Origin of the sequence: Gibbsiella quercinecans (assembly GCF_002291425.1) — a bacterium.
In the GTDB taxonomy this organism is placed as follows: domain Bacteria; phylum Pseudomonadota; class Gammaproteobacteria; order Enterobacterales; family Enterobacteriaceae; genus Gibbsiella; species Gibbsiella quercinecans.
In genome coordinates this window covers 1,937,860-1,954,359 of the sequence record NZ_CP014136.1, presented here as the reverse complement: position 1 = coordinate 1,954,359, position 16,500 = coordinate 1,937,860, and the positions used below count along the sequence as shown (strand labels likewise).

14 protein-coding genes and 1 other annotated feature are annotated in these 16,500 nt (G+C 56.5%); of the genes, 12 read left to right on the top strand and 2 right to left on the bottom strand.

Going from position 1 to position 16,500, the window contains the following annotated elements; translation table 11 throughout:
- Positions 1 to 37: 37 nt before the first annotated feature.
- Entirely contained in the window at positions 38 to 754 is a 717-nt protein-coding gene (arcA, locus tag ACN28Q_RS09060; protein ID WP_095846050.1) for a two-component system response regulator ArcA, read from the bottom strand.
- Between the two features lie 629 nt (positions 755 to 1,383).
- Here arcA and ACN28Q_RS09055 point away from each other — a divergent pair.
- The 5 genes from ACN28Q_RS09055 to thrC all read left to right on the top strand — a co-directional run bounded on the left by ACN28Q_RS09055 (position 1,384) and on the right by thrC (position 7,118).
- A complete protein-coding gene (locus ACN28Q_RS09055; RefSeq protein WP_095846049.1) occupies positions 1,384 to 2,070 on the top strand; it encodes a tRNA/rRNA methyltransferase in 687 nt (228 codons plus the stop codon).
- Between the two features lie 194 nt (positions 2,071 to 2,264).
- Positions 2,265 to 2,351 carry a thr operon leader peptide gene (thrL, locus tag ACN28Q_RS09050; RefSeq protein WP_095846048.1) on the top strand — a complete coding sequence of 29 codons (87 nt, stop codon included), beginning with the start codon at positions 2,265 to 2,267 and terminating at the stop codon, positions 2,349 to 2,351.
- Positions 2,290 to 2,407: a sequence feature (Thr leader region), on the top strand. It overlaps the preceding gene by 62 nt.
- Positions 2,408 to 2,434: 27 nt before the next feature.
- A complete protein-coding gene (thrA, locus tag ACN28Q_RS09045; RefSeq protein WP_095846047.1) occupies positions 2,435 to 4,894 on the top strand; it encodes a bifunctional aspartate kinase/homoserine dehydrogenase I in 2,460 nt (819 codons plus the stop codon).
- Position 4,895: 1 nt separating this feature from the next.
- A complete protein-coding gene (thrB, locus tag ACN28Q_RS09040; RefSeq protein WP_095846046.1) occupies positions 4,896 to 5,825 on the top strand; it encodes a homoserine kinase in 930 nt (309 codons plus the stop codon).
- 3 nt (positions 5,826 to 5,828) lie between these two features.
- The gene (gene thrC / locus ACN28Q_RS09035; RefSeq protein WP_095846045.1) at positions 5,829 to 7,118 is read left to right on the top strand and encodes a threonine synthase; all 1,290 of its coding nucleotides are present in this window, start codon (positions 5,829 to 5,831) and stop codon (positions 7,116 to 7,118) included.
- A gap of 67 nt (positions 7,119 to 7,185) precedes the next feature.
- Here thrC and yaaA read toward each other — a convergent pair whose 3' ends face one another.
- Complete coding sequence (gene yaaA, locus ACN28Q_RS09030; protein ID WP_095846044.1) at positions 7,186 to 7,959, bottom strand: peroxide stress protein YaaA; 774 nt, start codon at positions 7,957 to 7,959, stop codon at positions 7,186 to 7,188.
- Between the two features lie 124 nt (positions 7,960 to 8,083).
- Between yaaA and ACN28Q_RS09025 the strand changes: the two genes are divergently transcribed.
- From ACN28Q_RS09025 to nhaA, 7 genes are all read left to right on the top strand, one after another.
- Positions 8,084 to 8,221 carry a hypothetical protein gene (locus ACN28Q_RS09025; RefSeq protein WP_165907030.1) on the top strand — a complete coding sequence of 46 codons (138 nt, stop codon included), beginning with the start codon at positions 8,084 to 8,086 and terminating at the stop codon, positions 8,219 to 8,221.
- A gap of 122 nt (positions 8,222 to 8,343) precedes the next feature.
- On the top strand, positions 8,344 to 9,297 hold the full coding sequence (gene tal / locus ACN28Q_RS09020; protein ID WP_095846043.1) for a transaldolase: 954 nt from the start codon (positions 8,344 to 8,346) through the stop codon (positions 9,295 to 9,297).
- A 208-nt stretch (positions 9,298 to 9,505) separates the two neighbouring features.
- Positions 9,506 to 10,093, top strand: coding sequence for a molybdopterin adenylyltransferase (mog, locus tag ACN28Q_RS09015; RefSeq protein WP_095846042.1), 588 nt, complete (start codon positions 9,506 to 9,508; stop codon positions 10,091 to 10,093).
- A 193-nt stretch (positions 10,094 to 10,286) separates the two neighbouring features.
- Complete coding sequence (locus tag ACN28Q_RS09010) at positions 10,287 to 11,594, top strand: MFS transporter (RefSeq protein WP_095846041.1); 1,308 nt, start codon at positions 10,287 to 10,289, stop codon at positions 11,592 to 11,594.
- Between the two features lie 259 nt (positions 11,595 to 11,853).
- Positions 11,854 to 13,767 (top strand): molecular chaperone DnaK, encoded by a 1,914-nt coding sequence (gene dnaK / locus ACN28Q_RS09005; protein ID WP_095846039.1) that lies wholly within the window; start codon positions 11,854 to 11,856, stop codon positions 13,765 to 13,767.
- 108 nt (positions 13,768 to 13,875) lie between these two features.
- Positions 13,876 to 15,006 (top strand): molecular chaperone DnaJ, encoded by a 1,131-nt coding sequence (gene dnaJ, locus ACN28Q_RS09000; RefSeq protein ID WP_095846038.1) that lies wholly within the window; start codon positions 13,876 to 13,878, stop codon positions 15,004 to 15,006.
- A gap of 230 nt (positions 15,007 to 15,236) precedes the next feature.
- Entirely contained in the window at positions 15,237 to 16,403 is a 1,167-nt protein-coding gene (nhaA, locus tag ACN28Q_RS08995) for a Na+/H+ antiporter NhaA (RefSeq protein WP_095848972.1), read from the top strand.
- Positions 16,404 to 16,500: the final 97 nt, after the last annotated feature.

The window sequence follows — 16,500 nt, the reverse complement described above, 5'->3', positions numbered from 1 at the left end:
TGCGTGAGCGGCTCCCGGGGTGGGCGGAACCGGAGATTTATTCTTCCAGATCGCCGCAGAAGCGGTAACCTTCGCCATGGATCGTGGCGATGATTTCCGGGGTATCCGGCGTTGATTCAAAATGCTTGCGGATACGGCGGATGGTCACATCAACGGTACGGTCGTGCGGTTTCAGTTCGCGGCCGGTCATTTTCTTCAGCAGTTCGCCACGGGTTTGGATCTTGCCCGGGTTCTCACAGAAGTGCAGCATGGCGCGGAATTCACTTCGCGGCAGTTTGTACTGCTCGCCGGCAGGGCTGACCAACGAACGGCTGTTGATGTCCAGCTCCCAACCGTTGAACTTGTAGCTTTCAACCAGTTTGCGCTCTTCGCCGGTGCTGTTCAGGTTCATAGTGCGCGACAGCAGGTTGCGAGCGCGGATGGTCAGTTCACGCGGGTTGAACGGCTTGGTGATATAGTCATCGGCGCCGATCTCCAGGCCGAGGATTTTATCCACCTCGTTGTCACGACCGGTCAGGAACATCAATGCGACGCTGGCTTGTTCACGAAGTTCGCGCGCCAGCAGCAGGCCGTTTTTGCCTGGCAGGTTGATGTCCATAATGACCAGATTGATATCATTTTCAGACAGAATGTTGTGCATTTCTGCACCATCATTGGCTTCATGAACGATGTAGCCTTCCGCCTCAAAAATGCTCTTCAGGGTGTTACGAGTAACTACCTCGTCTTCGACAATCAGAATGTGCGGGGTCTGCATATTTGCTACCTAAAATTGCCAACAAAATAGAAAATAGGAAGTACAGAAGTCTTTGTTTTTTTAACCAAGGGTTGAGATAGCGCTCGGAACCCTCTTACCAAACGACTAAAGTACGTAAACTCGTTCTTGATGCACTTTCCATCTAATGTCAACAAGATCGCTAGCTAGGTGGGGATGTTATTCCCTATAACCCCAAAGGTGCCAAAACGGCGCATATCCTAACCCTATTAACAGCAATATAACAGTGTGTGACGAAATCATCACCCAACAAAACTACGGTTTGTTGACATATATCAAATTCAATTGTAGCACGTTAACAGATTTGTGAAAAACACTTACAGGAATGCCACCTTATGCCACGGAATGACAAATTCTATGAACGATTCAGCAATATTATCGTTAATAATGTCGGCTTAGGACATAATGCGAAAACTAAAGGCATATCTTATTGATTATAATTGATAAAAATAATGAATAATTTATTTGTGCCGATTACTGGTTATTCCTGGCCCCACCGCGTTATTTGATGATGAACATTAGCGCTGCTTTATGTGATGTTGATTTTTTGTAAAGTAATAAGCGATTTTGTATAGCCTGGATATTATCCTACCTGATTTTCTGGAGTGTTGATGCAGTTTCATATTGTTCTGGTAGAGCCGGCACGGCCGGAAAACGTCGGCGCGGCAGCGCGGGCGATGAAAACCATGGGGTTTACCTCGCTGCGGATTGTTAACAGCGAAGCCCACTTGCAACCGGCGGCGGGCTGGGTGGCGCATGGCTCGGGCGATATCCTTGATAAGGCACAGTGTTACCCAAGCCTGGAGGCCGCACTGGCCGGCGTGGATTTTACCGTCGCCACCACCGCGCGCAGCCGGGCGCGCTTTCACTATTACTGCACGCCGCAGGAATTGTCGCAGGTGATGGCGGAGCGGCAAGGCTGGGTACAGCAGGCCGCGCTGGTGTTCGGCCGCGAAGACTCCGGCCTAACCAACGAAGAGCTGGCGCTGGCGGATCTGCTGACCGGGGTACCGATGCAGGCAGATTATCCCTCGCTTAACCTAGGCCAGGCCGTGATGGTGTATTGCTACCAACTTGCACAATTGATGAACGTGGCCGCGCAGCCTGAGCCTTGCGCCGACGTAGGGCAACTTTCGGCGTTGCGCGGACGCGCCGAGCGACTATTGCAGTGCCTGGAGGTGGCCGATGACCAAAAATTGCGCGATTGGCTGCATCAGCGCCTGGGTAGCCTGCAGCAGCGGGATACGGTGATGTTGCACCAATTATTGCACGACATAGAAAAAAAACTGGCGAAGTGATTCTCGTGTGGAATCGCATTTTGCTGGTGATATAGTCCAGGAAACTCCGTGAGAATCTGATTTTTATCCTGCTTTTTTGCATTTGTGTTGTTATCTCCACTGAATAGGCCTGCGCGCGCGGAATAAACAAAAACACGAAATAATTTGACTTGGCGGGCCGATTGCTTTAACCAATAGAGGGGACAGAGTTTCTAATGAGACAGACAGAACAGATGCGCTATATCAGCCTGAACACCACAATTATTACCACCACCGGTACCATTGGTAACGGGGCGGGCTGACGCGTACAGGAACACTAGAAAAAAGCCCGCGCCTAACCAGTGCGGGCTTTTTTTTCGGCTTAAATTTGGGAGATAAACGAAAAATGCGAGTGCTGAAATTTGGCGGAACCTCGGTGGCGAATGCGGAACGTTTTTTGCGCGTTGCCGATATTATGGAAAATAATGCCCGTCAGGGCCAGGTGGCCACGGTCTTGTCCGCGCCCGCTAAAATCACCAATCACCTGGTGGCAATGATTGATAAAACGGTGGCCGGCCAAGATATTCAGCCGCACATGAGCGACGCAGAGCGCATCTTCGCCGAGCTGTTGAGCGGGCTGGCGCAGGCGGTTCCCGGTTTTGAGTACGATCGTTTGAAAGCGTTGGTGGATCAGGAGTTTGCTCAACTGAAACACGTGCTGCACGGCGTGGCGCTGCTCGGGCAGTGCCCGGACGGCGTGAATGCGGGCATCATCTGCCGCGGTGAAAAGCTGTCTATCGCCATCATGGAAGGGGTTTTCAAAGCCAAGGGCTACCCGGTGACGGTGATCAACCCGGTTGAAAAACTGCTGGCGCAGGGCGGCTATATGGAGTCTACCGTCGACATCGCCGAATCCACCCGGCGTATCGCCGCGGCCGCTATCCCCGCTGACCATATCGTACTGATGGCCGGCTTTACCGCGGGCAATGACAAAGGCGAGCTGGTGGTATTGGGGCGCAACGGCTCCGACTACTCAGCGGCGGTGCTGGCCGCCTGTCTGCGTGCCGACTGTTGCGAAATCTGGACCGACGTCGACGGCGTTTATACCTGCGATCCGCGCACTGTGCCGGATGCCAGGTTACTGAAATCGATGTCGTATCAGGAGGCCATGGAGCTTTCCTACTTCGGCGCCAAAGTTCTTCACCCCCGCACCATCACCCCGATTGCCCAGTTCCAAATTCCTTGCCTGATTAAAAACACCTCCAACCCGCAAGCCCCCGGCACGCTAATCGGCGCGGAATGTCGGGATCCGGATATGCCGGTAAAAGGCATCACCAACCTGAACAATATGGCGATGATCAACGTCTCCGGGCCGGGCATGAAAGGGATGGTTGGCATGGCCGCCCGCGTGTTCGCCGTGATGTCGCGCGCCGGGATCTCGGTGGTGCTGATCACCCAATCCTCTTCGGAATACAGCATCAGTTTCTGCGTGCCGCAAAACGAGCTGCAGCGGGCGCGCCGCGCGCTGGAAGACGAGTTCTTCCTGGAGTTGAAAGATGGGCTGCTGGAGCCGCTGGACGTGATGGAAGGCCTGGCGATCATTTCCGTGGTGGGCGACGGCATGCGCACCCTGCGCGGCATCTCGGCCCGCTTCTTCTCCGCGTTGGCGCGCGCCAACATCAATATCGTCGCTATCGCCCAAGGCTCTTCCGAGCGCTCCATTTCGGTGGTGGTCAGTAACGATGCCGTTACCACCGGCGTGCGCGTCAGCCATCAAATGCTGTTCAACACCGATCAGGTGATTGAAGTGTTCGTGATCGGCGTTGGCGGCGTGGGTGGCGCGTTGATTGAGCAAATCTACCGCCAGCAACCATGGCTGAAGCAAAAGCATATCGATCTGCGTGTCTGTGGCATCGCCAACTCGCGTGCAATGTTGACCAATGTGCATGGCATTTCCCTGGATGGCTGGCGCGATGAGCTGGCGCAGGCGAAAGAGCCGTTCAACCTGGGCCACCTGATTCGCCTGGTGAAAGAGTATCATTTGCTCAACCCGGTGATCGTCGACTGTACCTCAAGCCAGGCGGTGGCGGATCAGTATGCCGATTTCCTGGCCGACGGTTTCCACGTGGTGACGCCAAACAAGAAAGCCAACACCTCGTCGATGAATTATTATCAGCAACTGCGCAGCGCCGCAGCGGGTTCACGCCGCAAATTCTTGTACGACACCAACGTCGGCGCCGGTTTGCCGGTTATCGAGAACATGCAGAACCTGTTGAACGCCGGTGATGAGCTGGTGCGTTTTTCTGGTATTCTGTCCGGTTCCCTGTCGTTTATTTTCGGTAAGCTGGACGAAGGCATGTCGCTGTCGGCCGCCACGCTGCAGGCGAAAGCCAACGGTTACACCGAGCCGGATCCGCGTGACGATCTGTCTGGGATGGACGTGGCGCGCAAACTGTTGATCCTGGCGCGCGAAGCCGGCTACAAGCTGGAGCTGGACGATATCGACGTGGAGTCCGTATTGCCGCCTTCCTTTGACGCGACCGGCGATGTCGACACCTTCCTGGCGCGCTTGCCGGAACTGGACGGCGAATATGCGCGCCGCGTGGCCGCCGCCAGCGCCGAAGGCAAAGTGTTGCGCTATGTCGGGGTGATTGAAGATGGGCGCTGCCAGGTGCGAATTGATGCGGTCGACGGTAACGATCCATTGTATAAAGTTAAAAACGGCGAAAATGCCTTGGCTTTCTATAGCCGCTACTATCAGCCGTTGCCGCTGGTATTGCGTGGCTATGGCGCCGGTAATGATGTGACCGCGGCAGGGGTATTTGCCGATCTGTTGCGCACATTGTCATGGAAGTTAGGAGTTTAATATGGTTAAGGTGTATGCCCCGGCCTCAATTGGCAACGTTAGCGTCGGTTTTGATGTGCTGGGTGCGGCGGTTTCACCGATTGATGGCACGTTGCTGGGGGATTGCGTCAGCGTTGAAGCGGCAGACGCGTTCAGCCTGGAAAACGCCGGGCGCTTTGTCAGCAAACTGCCGGCCGATCCGAAAGAAAACATTGTGTACCAATGCTGGGAGCGTTTCTGCCAGGCTATCGGCCGGGACGTGCCGGTGGCCATGCGGCTGGAAAAAAACATGCCGATCGGCTCTGGCCTTGGCTCCAGCGCCTGTTCGGTGGTCGCCGGCCTGATGGCAATGAACGAATTCTGCGATCGCCCGTTGGATAAAATGGCCCTGCTTGGGCTGATGGGTGAGCTGGAAGGGCGCATTTCCGGCAGCGTGCACTATGACAACGTGGCGCCGTGCTATCTGGGCGGCTTGCAACTGATGCTGGAAGAAGACGGTTTTATCAGCCAGGAAGTGCCCTGTTTTAAGGATTGGCTGTGGGTGATGGCCTATCCGGGCATTAAGGTATCGACGGCCGAAGCGCGCGCGATCCTGCCCGCACAGTACCGCCGCCAGGACTGCATCAGCCACGGGCGCTACCTGGCGGGCTTTATCCACGCTTGCCATACCCAGCAGCCGCGTTTGGCGGCCAAGCTGATGCAGGATGTGATTGCCGAGCCATACCGTACCCGTTTGCTGCCGGGCTTTGCCGAAGCGCGCAAGGCCGCTCAGGGCATCGGCGCGCTGGCGTGCGGCATTTCCGGCTCCGGCCCGACGCTGTTCGCGGTCTGCGACGATGGCGCTACGGCGCAGCGGATGGCCGACTGGCTGAAAAATAATTATCTGCAAAACGACGAAGGTTTTGTTCATATTTGCCGTCTGGATACCGCAGGCGCACGACAACTGGGATAACGCATGAAACTCTATAACCTTAAGGATCATAACGAACAGGTCAGCTTTGCACAGGCGATCAAACAAGGCCTGGGTAAACAGCAGGGTCTGTTCTTTCCGCTGGAACTGCCGGAATTTGAACTGACCGAGATCGATCGCCTGCTCGAACAGGATTTTGTTACCCGCAGTGCGCGTATCCTGTCTGCGTTTATCGGCGATGAGATCAGCGAAGACGCGCTGTATAAACGCGTTAAGGCGGCGTTCGAGTTCCCGGCGCCAGTCGCGCCGGTAGAAGCAGACGTTGCCTGCCTGGAGCTGTTCCACGGGCCGACGCTGGCGTTCAAAGACTTCGGCGGCCGTTTTATGGCGCAGATGCTGGCGGAGGTGGCCGGCGATCAGCCCGTCACCATTCTGACTGCTACGTCCGGCGACACCGGTGCGGCGGTGGCGCATGCGTTTTACGGCCTGAAAAACGTGCGCGTCGTGATCCTGTACCCAGAGGGCAAGATTAGCCCGCTGCAAGAAAAACTGTTCTGCACCCTGGGCGGCAATATCCAGACCGTGGCGATCGACGGCGATTTTGATGCCTGCCAGGCGCTGGTGAAACAGGCGTTTGACGATCAGGAACTGAAGGATGCCTTGCACCTCAACTCGGCCAACTCCATCAACATCAGCCGCCTGCTGGCGCAGATCTGCTACTACTTTGAAGCGGTAGCGCAATTGCCGCAGGAAGCCCGTAACCAGTTGGTGGTGTCGGTGCCAAGCGGCAACTTCGGCGATCTGACCGCTGGCCTGCTGGCGAAGTCTTTGGGCCTGCCGGTGAAACGCTTTATCGCCGCCACCAACGCCAACGATACCGTTCCGCGCTTCCTGGCCAACGGCCAGTGGCAGCCGCATGCCACGGTGGCTACGCTGTCGAACGCCATGGACGTTAGCCAGCCGAACAACTGGCCGCGGGTGGAAGAACTGTTCCGCCGCAAAGACTGGCAGCTGAAAGATCTGGCCTATGCCGCGGTCAGCGATGACACCACCAAAGAAACGATGAACGCGTTGGCGGCGCTGGGCTACATTTCCGAGCCGCATGCGGCGATCGCTTATCGCGCGCTGCGTGATCAACTGCAGGACGGGGAGTTTGGCCTGTTCCTGGGCACCGCGCACCCAGCGAAGTTCAAAGAGAGTGTGGAAGCTATTCTCGGCCAGGAACTGCCGTTGCCAAATGCGCTGGCGGTGCGGGCAAACCTGCCGCTGTTGTCGCATACGCTGCCGGCTGATTTTGCCGAGCTGCGTAAGTTCCTGATGGCGCTGCCGGCCTGATGGGCATCCGGGCGGCGCATTGGCCGCCCGGGTACGTTCTGACAACCGGGCCCTGGCCCGGTGCGGCTTACTGCTCCGGGCGTTTGAACACCAGCTCATTGCCTTGCGAGCTGGCTTCATCAAAAGCGTATCCTTCAAGGTTGAAGTCGGCCAGCTGTTCGGCTTTGGTCAGGCGGTTTTTGATGATGAAACGGCTCATCAGCCCGCGGGCCTTCTTGGCGTAGAAGCTGATCACTTTATATTTGCCGTTTTTCTCATCCAGGAAGACCGGTTTAATCAGGCTGCCGTGCAGGCCAGCCGTTTTGACCGACTTGAAGTACTCATCCGAAGCCAGATTCACCACCACGTCATCCCCTTGCTGTTCCAGCGCCTGGTTCAGTTTTTCGGTGATGGTATTCCCCCAGAAACTGTAGAGATCCTTACCCTGTGGGTTTGCCAGCTTGATCCCCATTTCCAGCCGGTAAGGCATCATCAGATCCAGCGGGCGCAGCACGCCATACAGGCCGGAAAGCATCCGCAGATGCTGCTGGGCAAAGTCAAAATCATCTTCGCTGAAATCCTGCGCCTGCAGGCCGGTGTAGACATCGCCTTTAAACGCCAGCAGTGCCTGGCGTGCATTCTTCTGGGTGAATTTAGGCTGCCAATCGTGGAAACGTGCGGCGTTTAACCCGGCCAGTTTGTCGCTGATCCCCATCAGGCTGGAGATTTGCGCCGGGGTCAGTTCGCGGCAGATAGCGATCAGCGCCTGCGATTTATCCAACAGTTCGGGTTGGGTAAAGCGTTCGGTTGCCAGTGGGCTGTCGTAGTCGAGCGTTTTGGCAGGGGAAATAATAATCAGCATGGCCAGATCCTGTTAATCAATGTGAGGTTACTGTAGCAAAAAGTGTGGAAAAAAGGGGCGATAGGTTTGATAGGGGGCATGATAGGAATACCGGCGACGGATCGGGAAAAATCAGGAGGTTTTCATGGCATTGCGTTTTTCTTGCTGGCCGGGCGGTGTTTCCGGGGCCGTGAACCGGGTTTTGATTCCCGCGGCGCGCCGGATTTTTTTATGCTTAATTGATGCCGGTTCGCGGCGTAAACGGTTGCCATCGCAGGGATAAATCCCTTCCAGCCGGGCCCGGCCTCTCCGGCCTTGCGCCGGGCTTTGCGCATGTTATTATCAGGTGAAGGCAAGGTTGTATGGTGCCCCCAGTTCATGCACAAACGATGAGATAATACCAACATGACCGATAAATTAACTTCCCTACGCCAGCTCACTACGGTGGTTGCGGATACGGGTGATATCGCTGCGATGAAGCTGTATCAACCGCAAGACGCTACCACCAACCCTTCGCTGATCCTCAACGCAGCCCAAATTCCTGAATACCGCAAACTGATCGATGAAGCCATTGCCTGGGCGCGCGAGCAAAGCAGCGATCGCGAGCAGCAGATCGCCGATGCCGCCGATAAGCTGGCGGTCAACATTGGCCTGGAAATTCTGAAACTGGTGCCCGGCCGCATTTCCACCGAAGTGGACGCGCGCCTGTCTTATGACACCGAAGCCAGCGTGGCCAAGGCCAAACGCCTGATTAAACTGTATAACGAAGCCGGTATCAGCAACGATCGTATTCTGATCAAGCTGGCTTCTACCTGGCAGGGGATCCGTGCGGCAGAGCAACTGGAAAAAGCCGGCATCAACTGTAACCTGACGCTGCTGTTCTCCTTTGCCCAGGCGCGTGCGTGCGCAGAAGCCGGCGTTTACCTGATTTCGCCGTTTGTTGGCCGTATCCTCGATTGGCACAAAGCCAATGGCGATCAGAAAGAGTTCGCGCCGCAAGAAGATCCGGGTGTGGTTTCCGTCACCCAGATTTATCAGTACTACAAGCAGCACGGCTACCAAACCGTAGTGATGGGCGCCAGTTTCCGCAACCTGGGCGAAATTATCGAACTGGCCGGTTGCGATCGCCTGACCATTGCGCCTGCGCTGTTGAAAGAACTGGCGGAAAGCGAAGGCCCGCTGGAGCGCAAACTGTCTTACACCGGTGAAGTGAAGGCGCGCCCTGCGCCGCTGACTGAATCCGAGTTCTATTGGCAGCACAACCTGGATCCAATGGCAGTGGAAAAACTGACCGACGGCATCCGCAAGTTTGCCGTCGATCAGGGCAAACTGGAAAAAATGATCGCCGATCTGCTGTAATGGGCAGGAGGGCAGCCGCTGTGCGGCTGCCTTCGCCTAACCCGACGCCTTTCCTTCTTTATCTCACTATCAAACCACGTTCGCCTTTATTTCCGCAGGCGCCGGCCGTTTTTTTATTTTGCCGTGCCGCGCAAGAGAAAGACCAGACGCCGTATACTTTCTGGATAATTGGCAGGGCAAAGACCCCCTCAACCTTATGGAGGTATGCATGGACACATTACGTATTGGCCTGGTTTCGGTTTCCGATCGCGCATCCGGCGGCGTTTACCAGGATAAGGGGATCCCGGCGCTGCAGGCGTGGCTGGGCAGTGCGCTGGCCACGCCGTTTAAACTGGAAAGCCGCCTCATCCCCGATGAGCAAACGCTGATTGAGCACACGCTGTGCGAGCTGGTGGACGAAATGGGCTGCCATTTGGTGCTGACCACCGGCGGCACCGGGCCGGCGCGGCGCGATGTCACCCCGGACGCCACGTTGGCGATTGCCGATCGCATCATGCCCGGCTTCGGTGAACAGATGCGGCAAATCAGCTTGCACTATGTGCCCACGGCGATCCTGTCGCGCCAGGTGGGGGTCATCCGCAAACAGGCGCTGATTGTTAATCTGCCGGGGCAGCCAAAGTCGATCAAGGAAACTCTGGAAGGGGTAAAAGACGAGCAGGGTAAGGTGTTGGTGCCCGGTATTTTCGCCAGCGTACCGTATTGTGTACAGCTGCTGGAGGGCCCGTATGTAGAGACGCATGCGGCTGTGGTAGCAGCTTTTCGCCCGAAAAATGCTCGGCGCGAAATAAACCTCTGAAATGAGGCTAACCGAAAAATAACGCTCAACTGTGCTGGTGTGAAAATAATTTGCCGCTATAGTAATGATTCGTTTACAGAGGCGCGATACCCAACATCCGCCCGTAGCGGGAAGGCGGCGCGGCGGTTCCGGCGGTTCAAGCTGCCGGGCGGGGCGCGTTTTGATTCCCTACAGTTTGCTCTAACGGTAGCCTATGCATCACGATAATCATCGTCGGTTGAACCGGCAGGACTATAAAACTCTGTCGCTGGCCGCGCTCGGCGGCGCCCTGGAGTTTTATGACTTCATTATTTTCGTTTTTTTTGCCGCGGTGATGGGCGAACTGTTTTTCCCGCCGGATATGCCGGAATGGCTGCGCCTGGTGCAAACGTTCGGGATTTTTGCCGCGGGTTATCTGGCCCGTCCGCTGGGCGGCATCGTGATGGCGCACTTTGGCGATCGGGTTGGCCGTAAGAAGATGTTCAGCCTAAGCATTTTGCTGATGGCGCTGCCGACGCTAGCGATGGGGCTGTTGCCCACCTACGCCAGCATTGGCATTGCCGCACCGCTGCTGCTGTTGCTGATGCGTGTGTTGCAGGGGGCGGCCATCGGGGGCGAAGTGCCTGGCGCCTGGGTGTTCGTGGCCGAACACGTGCCGCGTGAGCGCATTGGCCTGGCCTGCGGCATCCTGACCGCCGGGTTGACCATCGGCATTCTGTTTGGCTCCGTGGTGGCCACCATCATTAATACCGTGTTCAGCCCGCAGAGCATCCTGAACGGCGGCTGGCGTATTCCTTTTATCCTGGGCGGGGCTTTCGGCTTAATCGCCATGTACCTGCGCCGCTGGCTGCAGGAAACCCCGGTCTTTATCGCCATGCAGGCGCGCAAGTTGCTGGCGGCGGAGCTGCCGCTGAAGTCTGTGCTACGGCATAACAAGAAGGAAGTAGTGGTGTCGATGCTGCTGACCTGGATGCTGTCGGCCGGCATCGTGGTGGTGATCCTGATGACGCCCACCTACCTGCAAAAGCAGTTTGGCATTGACGCCGCGCAGTCGCTGCAGGCCAACAGTATCGCCACGATTATGTTGATCGTGGGCTGTATGCTGGCGGGGCTGTCATCGGATCGTTTCGGCGCCGGCAAAACGCTGATGTTCGGTAGCGTTTTCCTGGCCGTCTGCAGCTGGCTGTTCTACCACACGGTGGGCGTGCACCCGGAAATGCTATTCGCCTGCTATGCGCTGGTGGGATTGAGCGTCGGCGTGGTGGGTGCGGTGCCGTACGTGATGGTGCGGGCATTCCCGGCCGAAGTGCGGTTTTCCGGGATTTCGTTCTCTTATAACGTTGCCTATGCCGTGTTTGGCGGGCTAACGCCGATATTCGTCACGCTGATCCTGAAACTCACGCCGTTGGCCCCGGCCTATTATGTGCTGGCGCTGTCCGGCATCGGCCTGCTGCTGGGCATCTATCTGCAGCGCGCGCTGCACGGCGAAGGCGATCCGCGCGAGGCAGGCTCTTTCGGTTAACTTGGTTCTGCCGCGCGTATTCGCCGCGATCATGCGGCTTCCCGGCCCGCTATTTGGCGGCCGGGGCACGCCGCCGGCGGAAAAAACGAAATTTTTTTCCACGCCCCCCTTGATGCTGAATCGAATGGCCCCATCTTATTTACAACCCCAGTTGCTGGCCGCGGGCAATACCGTGATGTTGGGCGGTTGAAAACATAAAAATCACCCGCATATACGTTAGCAACCTGACAGAAATGAATTTATTAGTGGAGACGTTTAGATGGGCAAAATTATTGGTATCGACCTGGGTACTACCAACTCTTGCGTAGCAATTATGGATGGCACCAAGGCTCGTGTTCTTGAGAACGCCGAGGGCGATCGCACCACGCCTTCTATCATCGCATATACCCAGGATGGTGAAACTCTGGTTGGCCAGCCGGCTAAACGTCAGGCTGTTACTAACCCGCAAAATACACTGTTCGCGATCAAACGTTTGATCGGCCGTCGTTTCCAAGACGAAGAAGCGCAGCGTGATAAAGACATCATGCCGTACAAAATCGTCGCAGCCGACAACGGCGACGCATGGCTGGATGTGAAAGGCCAGAAAATGGCACCGCCGCAGATCTCTGCCGAAGTGCTGAAGAAAATGAAGAAAACGGCGGAAGATTACCTGGGCGAGCCGGTCACCGAAGCGGTTATCACCGTGCCAGCGTACTTCAACGACGCACAGCGCCAGGCGACCAAAGACGCCGGCCGTATCGCGGGCCTGGAAGTCAAACGTATCATCAACGAACCGACCGCAGCCGCACTGGCCTACGGCCTGGATAAAGAGATCGGCAACCGCACCATCGCGGTCTACGACCTGGGTGGTGGTACCTTCGATATTTCCATCATCGAAATTGACGAAGTTGACGGCGAAAAAACCTTTGAAGTGTTGGCAACCAACGGTGATACCCACCTGGGTGGTGAAGACTTCGACAGCCGTTTGATCAACTACCTGGTTGAAGAATTCAACAAAGAACAGGGTATCGATCTGCGTAAGGATCCACTGGCGATGCAGCGTCTGAAAGAAGCCGCTGAAAAAGCCAAGATCGAGCTGTCTTCTGCACAGCAGACCGATGTGAACCTGCCGTACATCACGGCAGACGCCACCGGCCCGAAACACATGAACATCAAAGTGACCCGTGCGAAACTCGAATCGCTGGTTGAAGATCTGGTTAACCGTTCCATCGAGCCGCTGAAAGTGGCGCTGAAGGATGCCGGCCTGTCGGTTTCCGACATCAACGATGTGATCCTGGTCGGTGGCCAGACCCGTATGCCGATGGTGCAGAAGAAAGTGGCTGACTTCTTCGGTAAAGAGCCGCGTAAAGACGTGAACCCGGATGAAGCCGTTGCTATCGGTGCTGCGGTTCAGGGCGGTGTGTTGGCCGGTGACGTGAAAGACGTGCTGCTGCTGGACGTTACCCCGCTGTCGCTGGGTATCGAAACCATGGGCGGCGTGATGACTCCGCTGATCACTAAGAATACCACCATCCCGACCAAGCACAGCCAGGTGTTCTCTACGGCAGAAGATAACCAGTCTGCGGTAACCATCCACGTGCTGCAGGGTGAGCGTAAACGTGCCAGCGATAACAAATCGCTCGGTCAGTTCAACCTGGACGGCATCCAGGCGGCTCCGCGGGGTATGGCACAGATCGAAGTCACCTTCGATATCGATGCCGACGGTATTCTGCACGTGTCTGCGAAAGACAAGAACACCGGTCGTGAACAGAAAATCACCATCAAGGCATCTTCCGGCTTGAACGAAGATGAAATCCAGAAAATGGTGCGTGATGCTGAAGCCAACGCCGAAGCTGACCGTAAGTTCGAAGAAGTGGTTCAGGCCCGTAACCAGGCTGACCATCTGATTCACGGTACGCGTAAGCAACTGGAAGAAGCCGGCGACAAACTGCCAGCGGATGATAAAACGGCGATCGAAAGCGCGCTGAAAGATCTGGAAGCGGCGGTGAAAGGCGAAGATAAAGCCGAGATCGAAGCGAAAACCCAGGCGCTGGTGCAGGTTTCCGGTAAACTGCTGGAAATGGCACAGGCTCAGGCCGCACAGCAAGGTGCTGATGCCGGTGCTGATGATGCAGCGAAGAAAGACGACGACGTTGTCGACGCTGAATTTGAAGAAGTTAAAGATAAAAAATAATCGCCCTAAGCGGGCATGGTAATTCCCGGTTGGGCATTACTGGGAAACCAGCACGGGCGTTGAGGCAACTCTACGCCCGTGCATGTATCTTAGGGGCTAACACAACGAATGGCGAAGAAAGATTATTACGAGGTTCTCGGCGTTGCTAAAACGGCGGATGAGCGTGAAATCAAAAAGGCGTATAAGCGCCTGGCGATGAAGTATCACCCTGACCGCAATCAGGAAGAAAACGCTGAAACCAGATTCAAAGAAATCAAGGAGGCCTACGAGATCTTAAGCGATGACCAGAAACGCGCCGCTTACGATCAGTATGGTCATGCAGCCTTTGAACAAGGCGGTATGGGCGGTGGCGGCGGCTTCGGCGGCGGCGGTGCCGACTTCAGCGATATCTTTGGCGACGTGTTTGGCGACATCTTTGGTGGCGGCCGCCGCCAGCGCGCCAGCCGTGGCTCCGATCTGCGCTATAACATGGAGTTAACCCTGGAAGAAGCGGTTCGCGGCGTCAATAAAGAGATCCGTATTCCAACATTGGAAGAGTGCGACGCGTGCCACGGCAGCGGCGCCAAGCCAGGCAGTTCGCCGGTGACGTGCCCAACCTGTCATGGCCAGGGCCAGGTGCAGATGCGCCAGGGCTTCTTCACCGTGCAGCAGGCTTGCCCACACTGCCATGGCCGCGGGCAGATCATTAAAGATCCGTGCACCAAGTGCCACGGCCATGGCCGGGTAGAGAAGGCTAAAACGCTGTCGGTGAAAATTCCGGCGGGCGTGGATACCGGCGATCGTATCCGCCTGGCAGGCGAAGGGGAAGCGGGTGAGCACGGCGCTCCGGCCGGCGATCTGTACGTTCAGGTTCAGGTTAAGGCGCACCCGATCTTTGAGCGTGAGGGCAATAACCTGTACTGCGAAGTGCCTATCAACTTCGCGATGGCGGCGCTGGGCGGTGAAATCGAAGTGCCGACGCTCGATGGGCGGGTGAAACTGAAAGTGCCAGCAGAAACCCAAACCGGCAAACTGTTCCGTATGCGTGGCAAAGGGGTTAAATCGGTACGCGGCGGCGCGCAGGGCGATTTGCTGTGCCGTGTCGTGGTGGAAACCCCGGTTAACCTTAGCGATAAGCAGAAACAGCTGCTGCAAGAGTTGGAAGAAAGCCTGGGTGGCCCGTCAGGGCACCAGAACAGCCCGCGTTCGAAGAGCTTCTTTGATGGGGTGAAAAAGTTCTTTGACGATCTGACGCGTTAACGAGCTTGGCGTTCTGACTCACCTCTGGTCATGACGCGTGATAATGCCGGCCGGCTCACTCGGCCGGCATTTTTCTTTTGCTTTCCTGTCCTGGGGGCTGGGGGAGGAAAAGCTCGGTTTTGCTGAATGTTTTAGCATTTATAAACTTATATTTTCAATATTAACCAACGTTTATACTCACCTTCTTGCAGAATGGCAGCGCACTGTTGTTACAGGGAGAAGAGAGCGCCGTGACCAATATTATTCGTCAATTTTTACGTCTGGAAGCCGCGGGCGGCATCATCCTGATTGCCGTAGCCATCGTGGCGATGTTCATGGCCAATACCCCGTTAGATACGCTTTATCATGCGTTTCTCAATGTGCCTATTAGCGCGGGTGTTTTGGGGCATGTGATAGATAAACCACTGGAATGGTGGATTAACGATGCGCTGATGGCGCTGTTTTTCCTCACGGTAGGGCTGGAGGTGAAGAGGGAGCTGATCCAGGGCTCACTGGCGGGATATGACAAAGCGATATTCCCGGCGATCGCTGCGTGTGGCGGGATGCTGGCGCCGGCGCTGATTTACCTGCTGTTCAACGGTGCCGATGCCGTGGCTCGCCATGGCTGGGCGATCCCTACGGCAACCGATATCGCCTTTGCGCTGGGCGTGATGGCGCTGCTGGGTAAGCGAGTCCCGCTGGGCCTGAAGGTGTTTCTGCTGGCGTTGGCCATCATTGACGATCTGGGCGCCATCGTGATTATCGCCCTGTTTTATACCGATGCTCTGTCGGTGCCTGCGCTAGGCGCGGCGGCGGCGCTGATTGCCGTGCTGGCGCTGATGAACCGTTGCCGGGTCGCCAAGACATCGCTGTACATGATCGTGGGTGTGGGGCTGTGGGCTGCCATTTTGGTCTCTGGGATCCATGCCACCCTGGCGGGGGTGATTCTCGGCTTTATGATCCCGCTGAACGCCCGCCAGGGTGACCCCCTGTCTGAAAGGCTGGAGCACGGGCTGCACCCGTGGGTCGCCTATTTCATCCTGCCGCTGTTTGCCTTTGCCAACGCTGGGGTTTCATTACAGGGCGTTTCGCTGGGCGGACTGGCCTCGATGCTGCCGCTGGGCATTGCGACCGGCCTGCTGATTGGCAAACCGTTGGGGATTTTCACGTTCAGTTTCCTGGCGGTGAAGCTAGGCATTGCCCGCTTGCCGGAAGGCGTGGGCTTCCGGCAGGTATTCGCCGTTTCCGTGCTGTGTGGTATTGGCTTTACCATGTCGATGTTTATCGCCACCCTGGCATTCGGCAGCGCAGACGCCGCTTTTGGGGTGTATTCACGCTTGGGCATCCTGCTGGGCTCAACGCTGGCGGCGCTGGTGGGCTATAGCCTATTGCGCCTGTCTTTGCCAAAACGCCCTTAGGCGCCGCGTACGGCGGCAGTGCGGGGCATTTGTATGGGACGAATGGGGTAATACGTTGTCTGAAACAACGAAAAGGAATTTGTCGCTTATCTCGGCG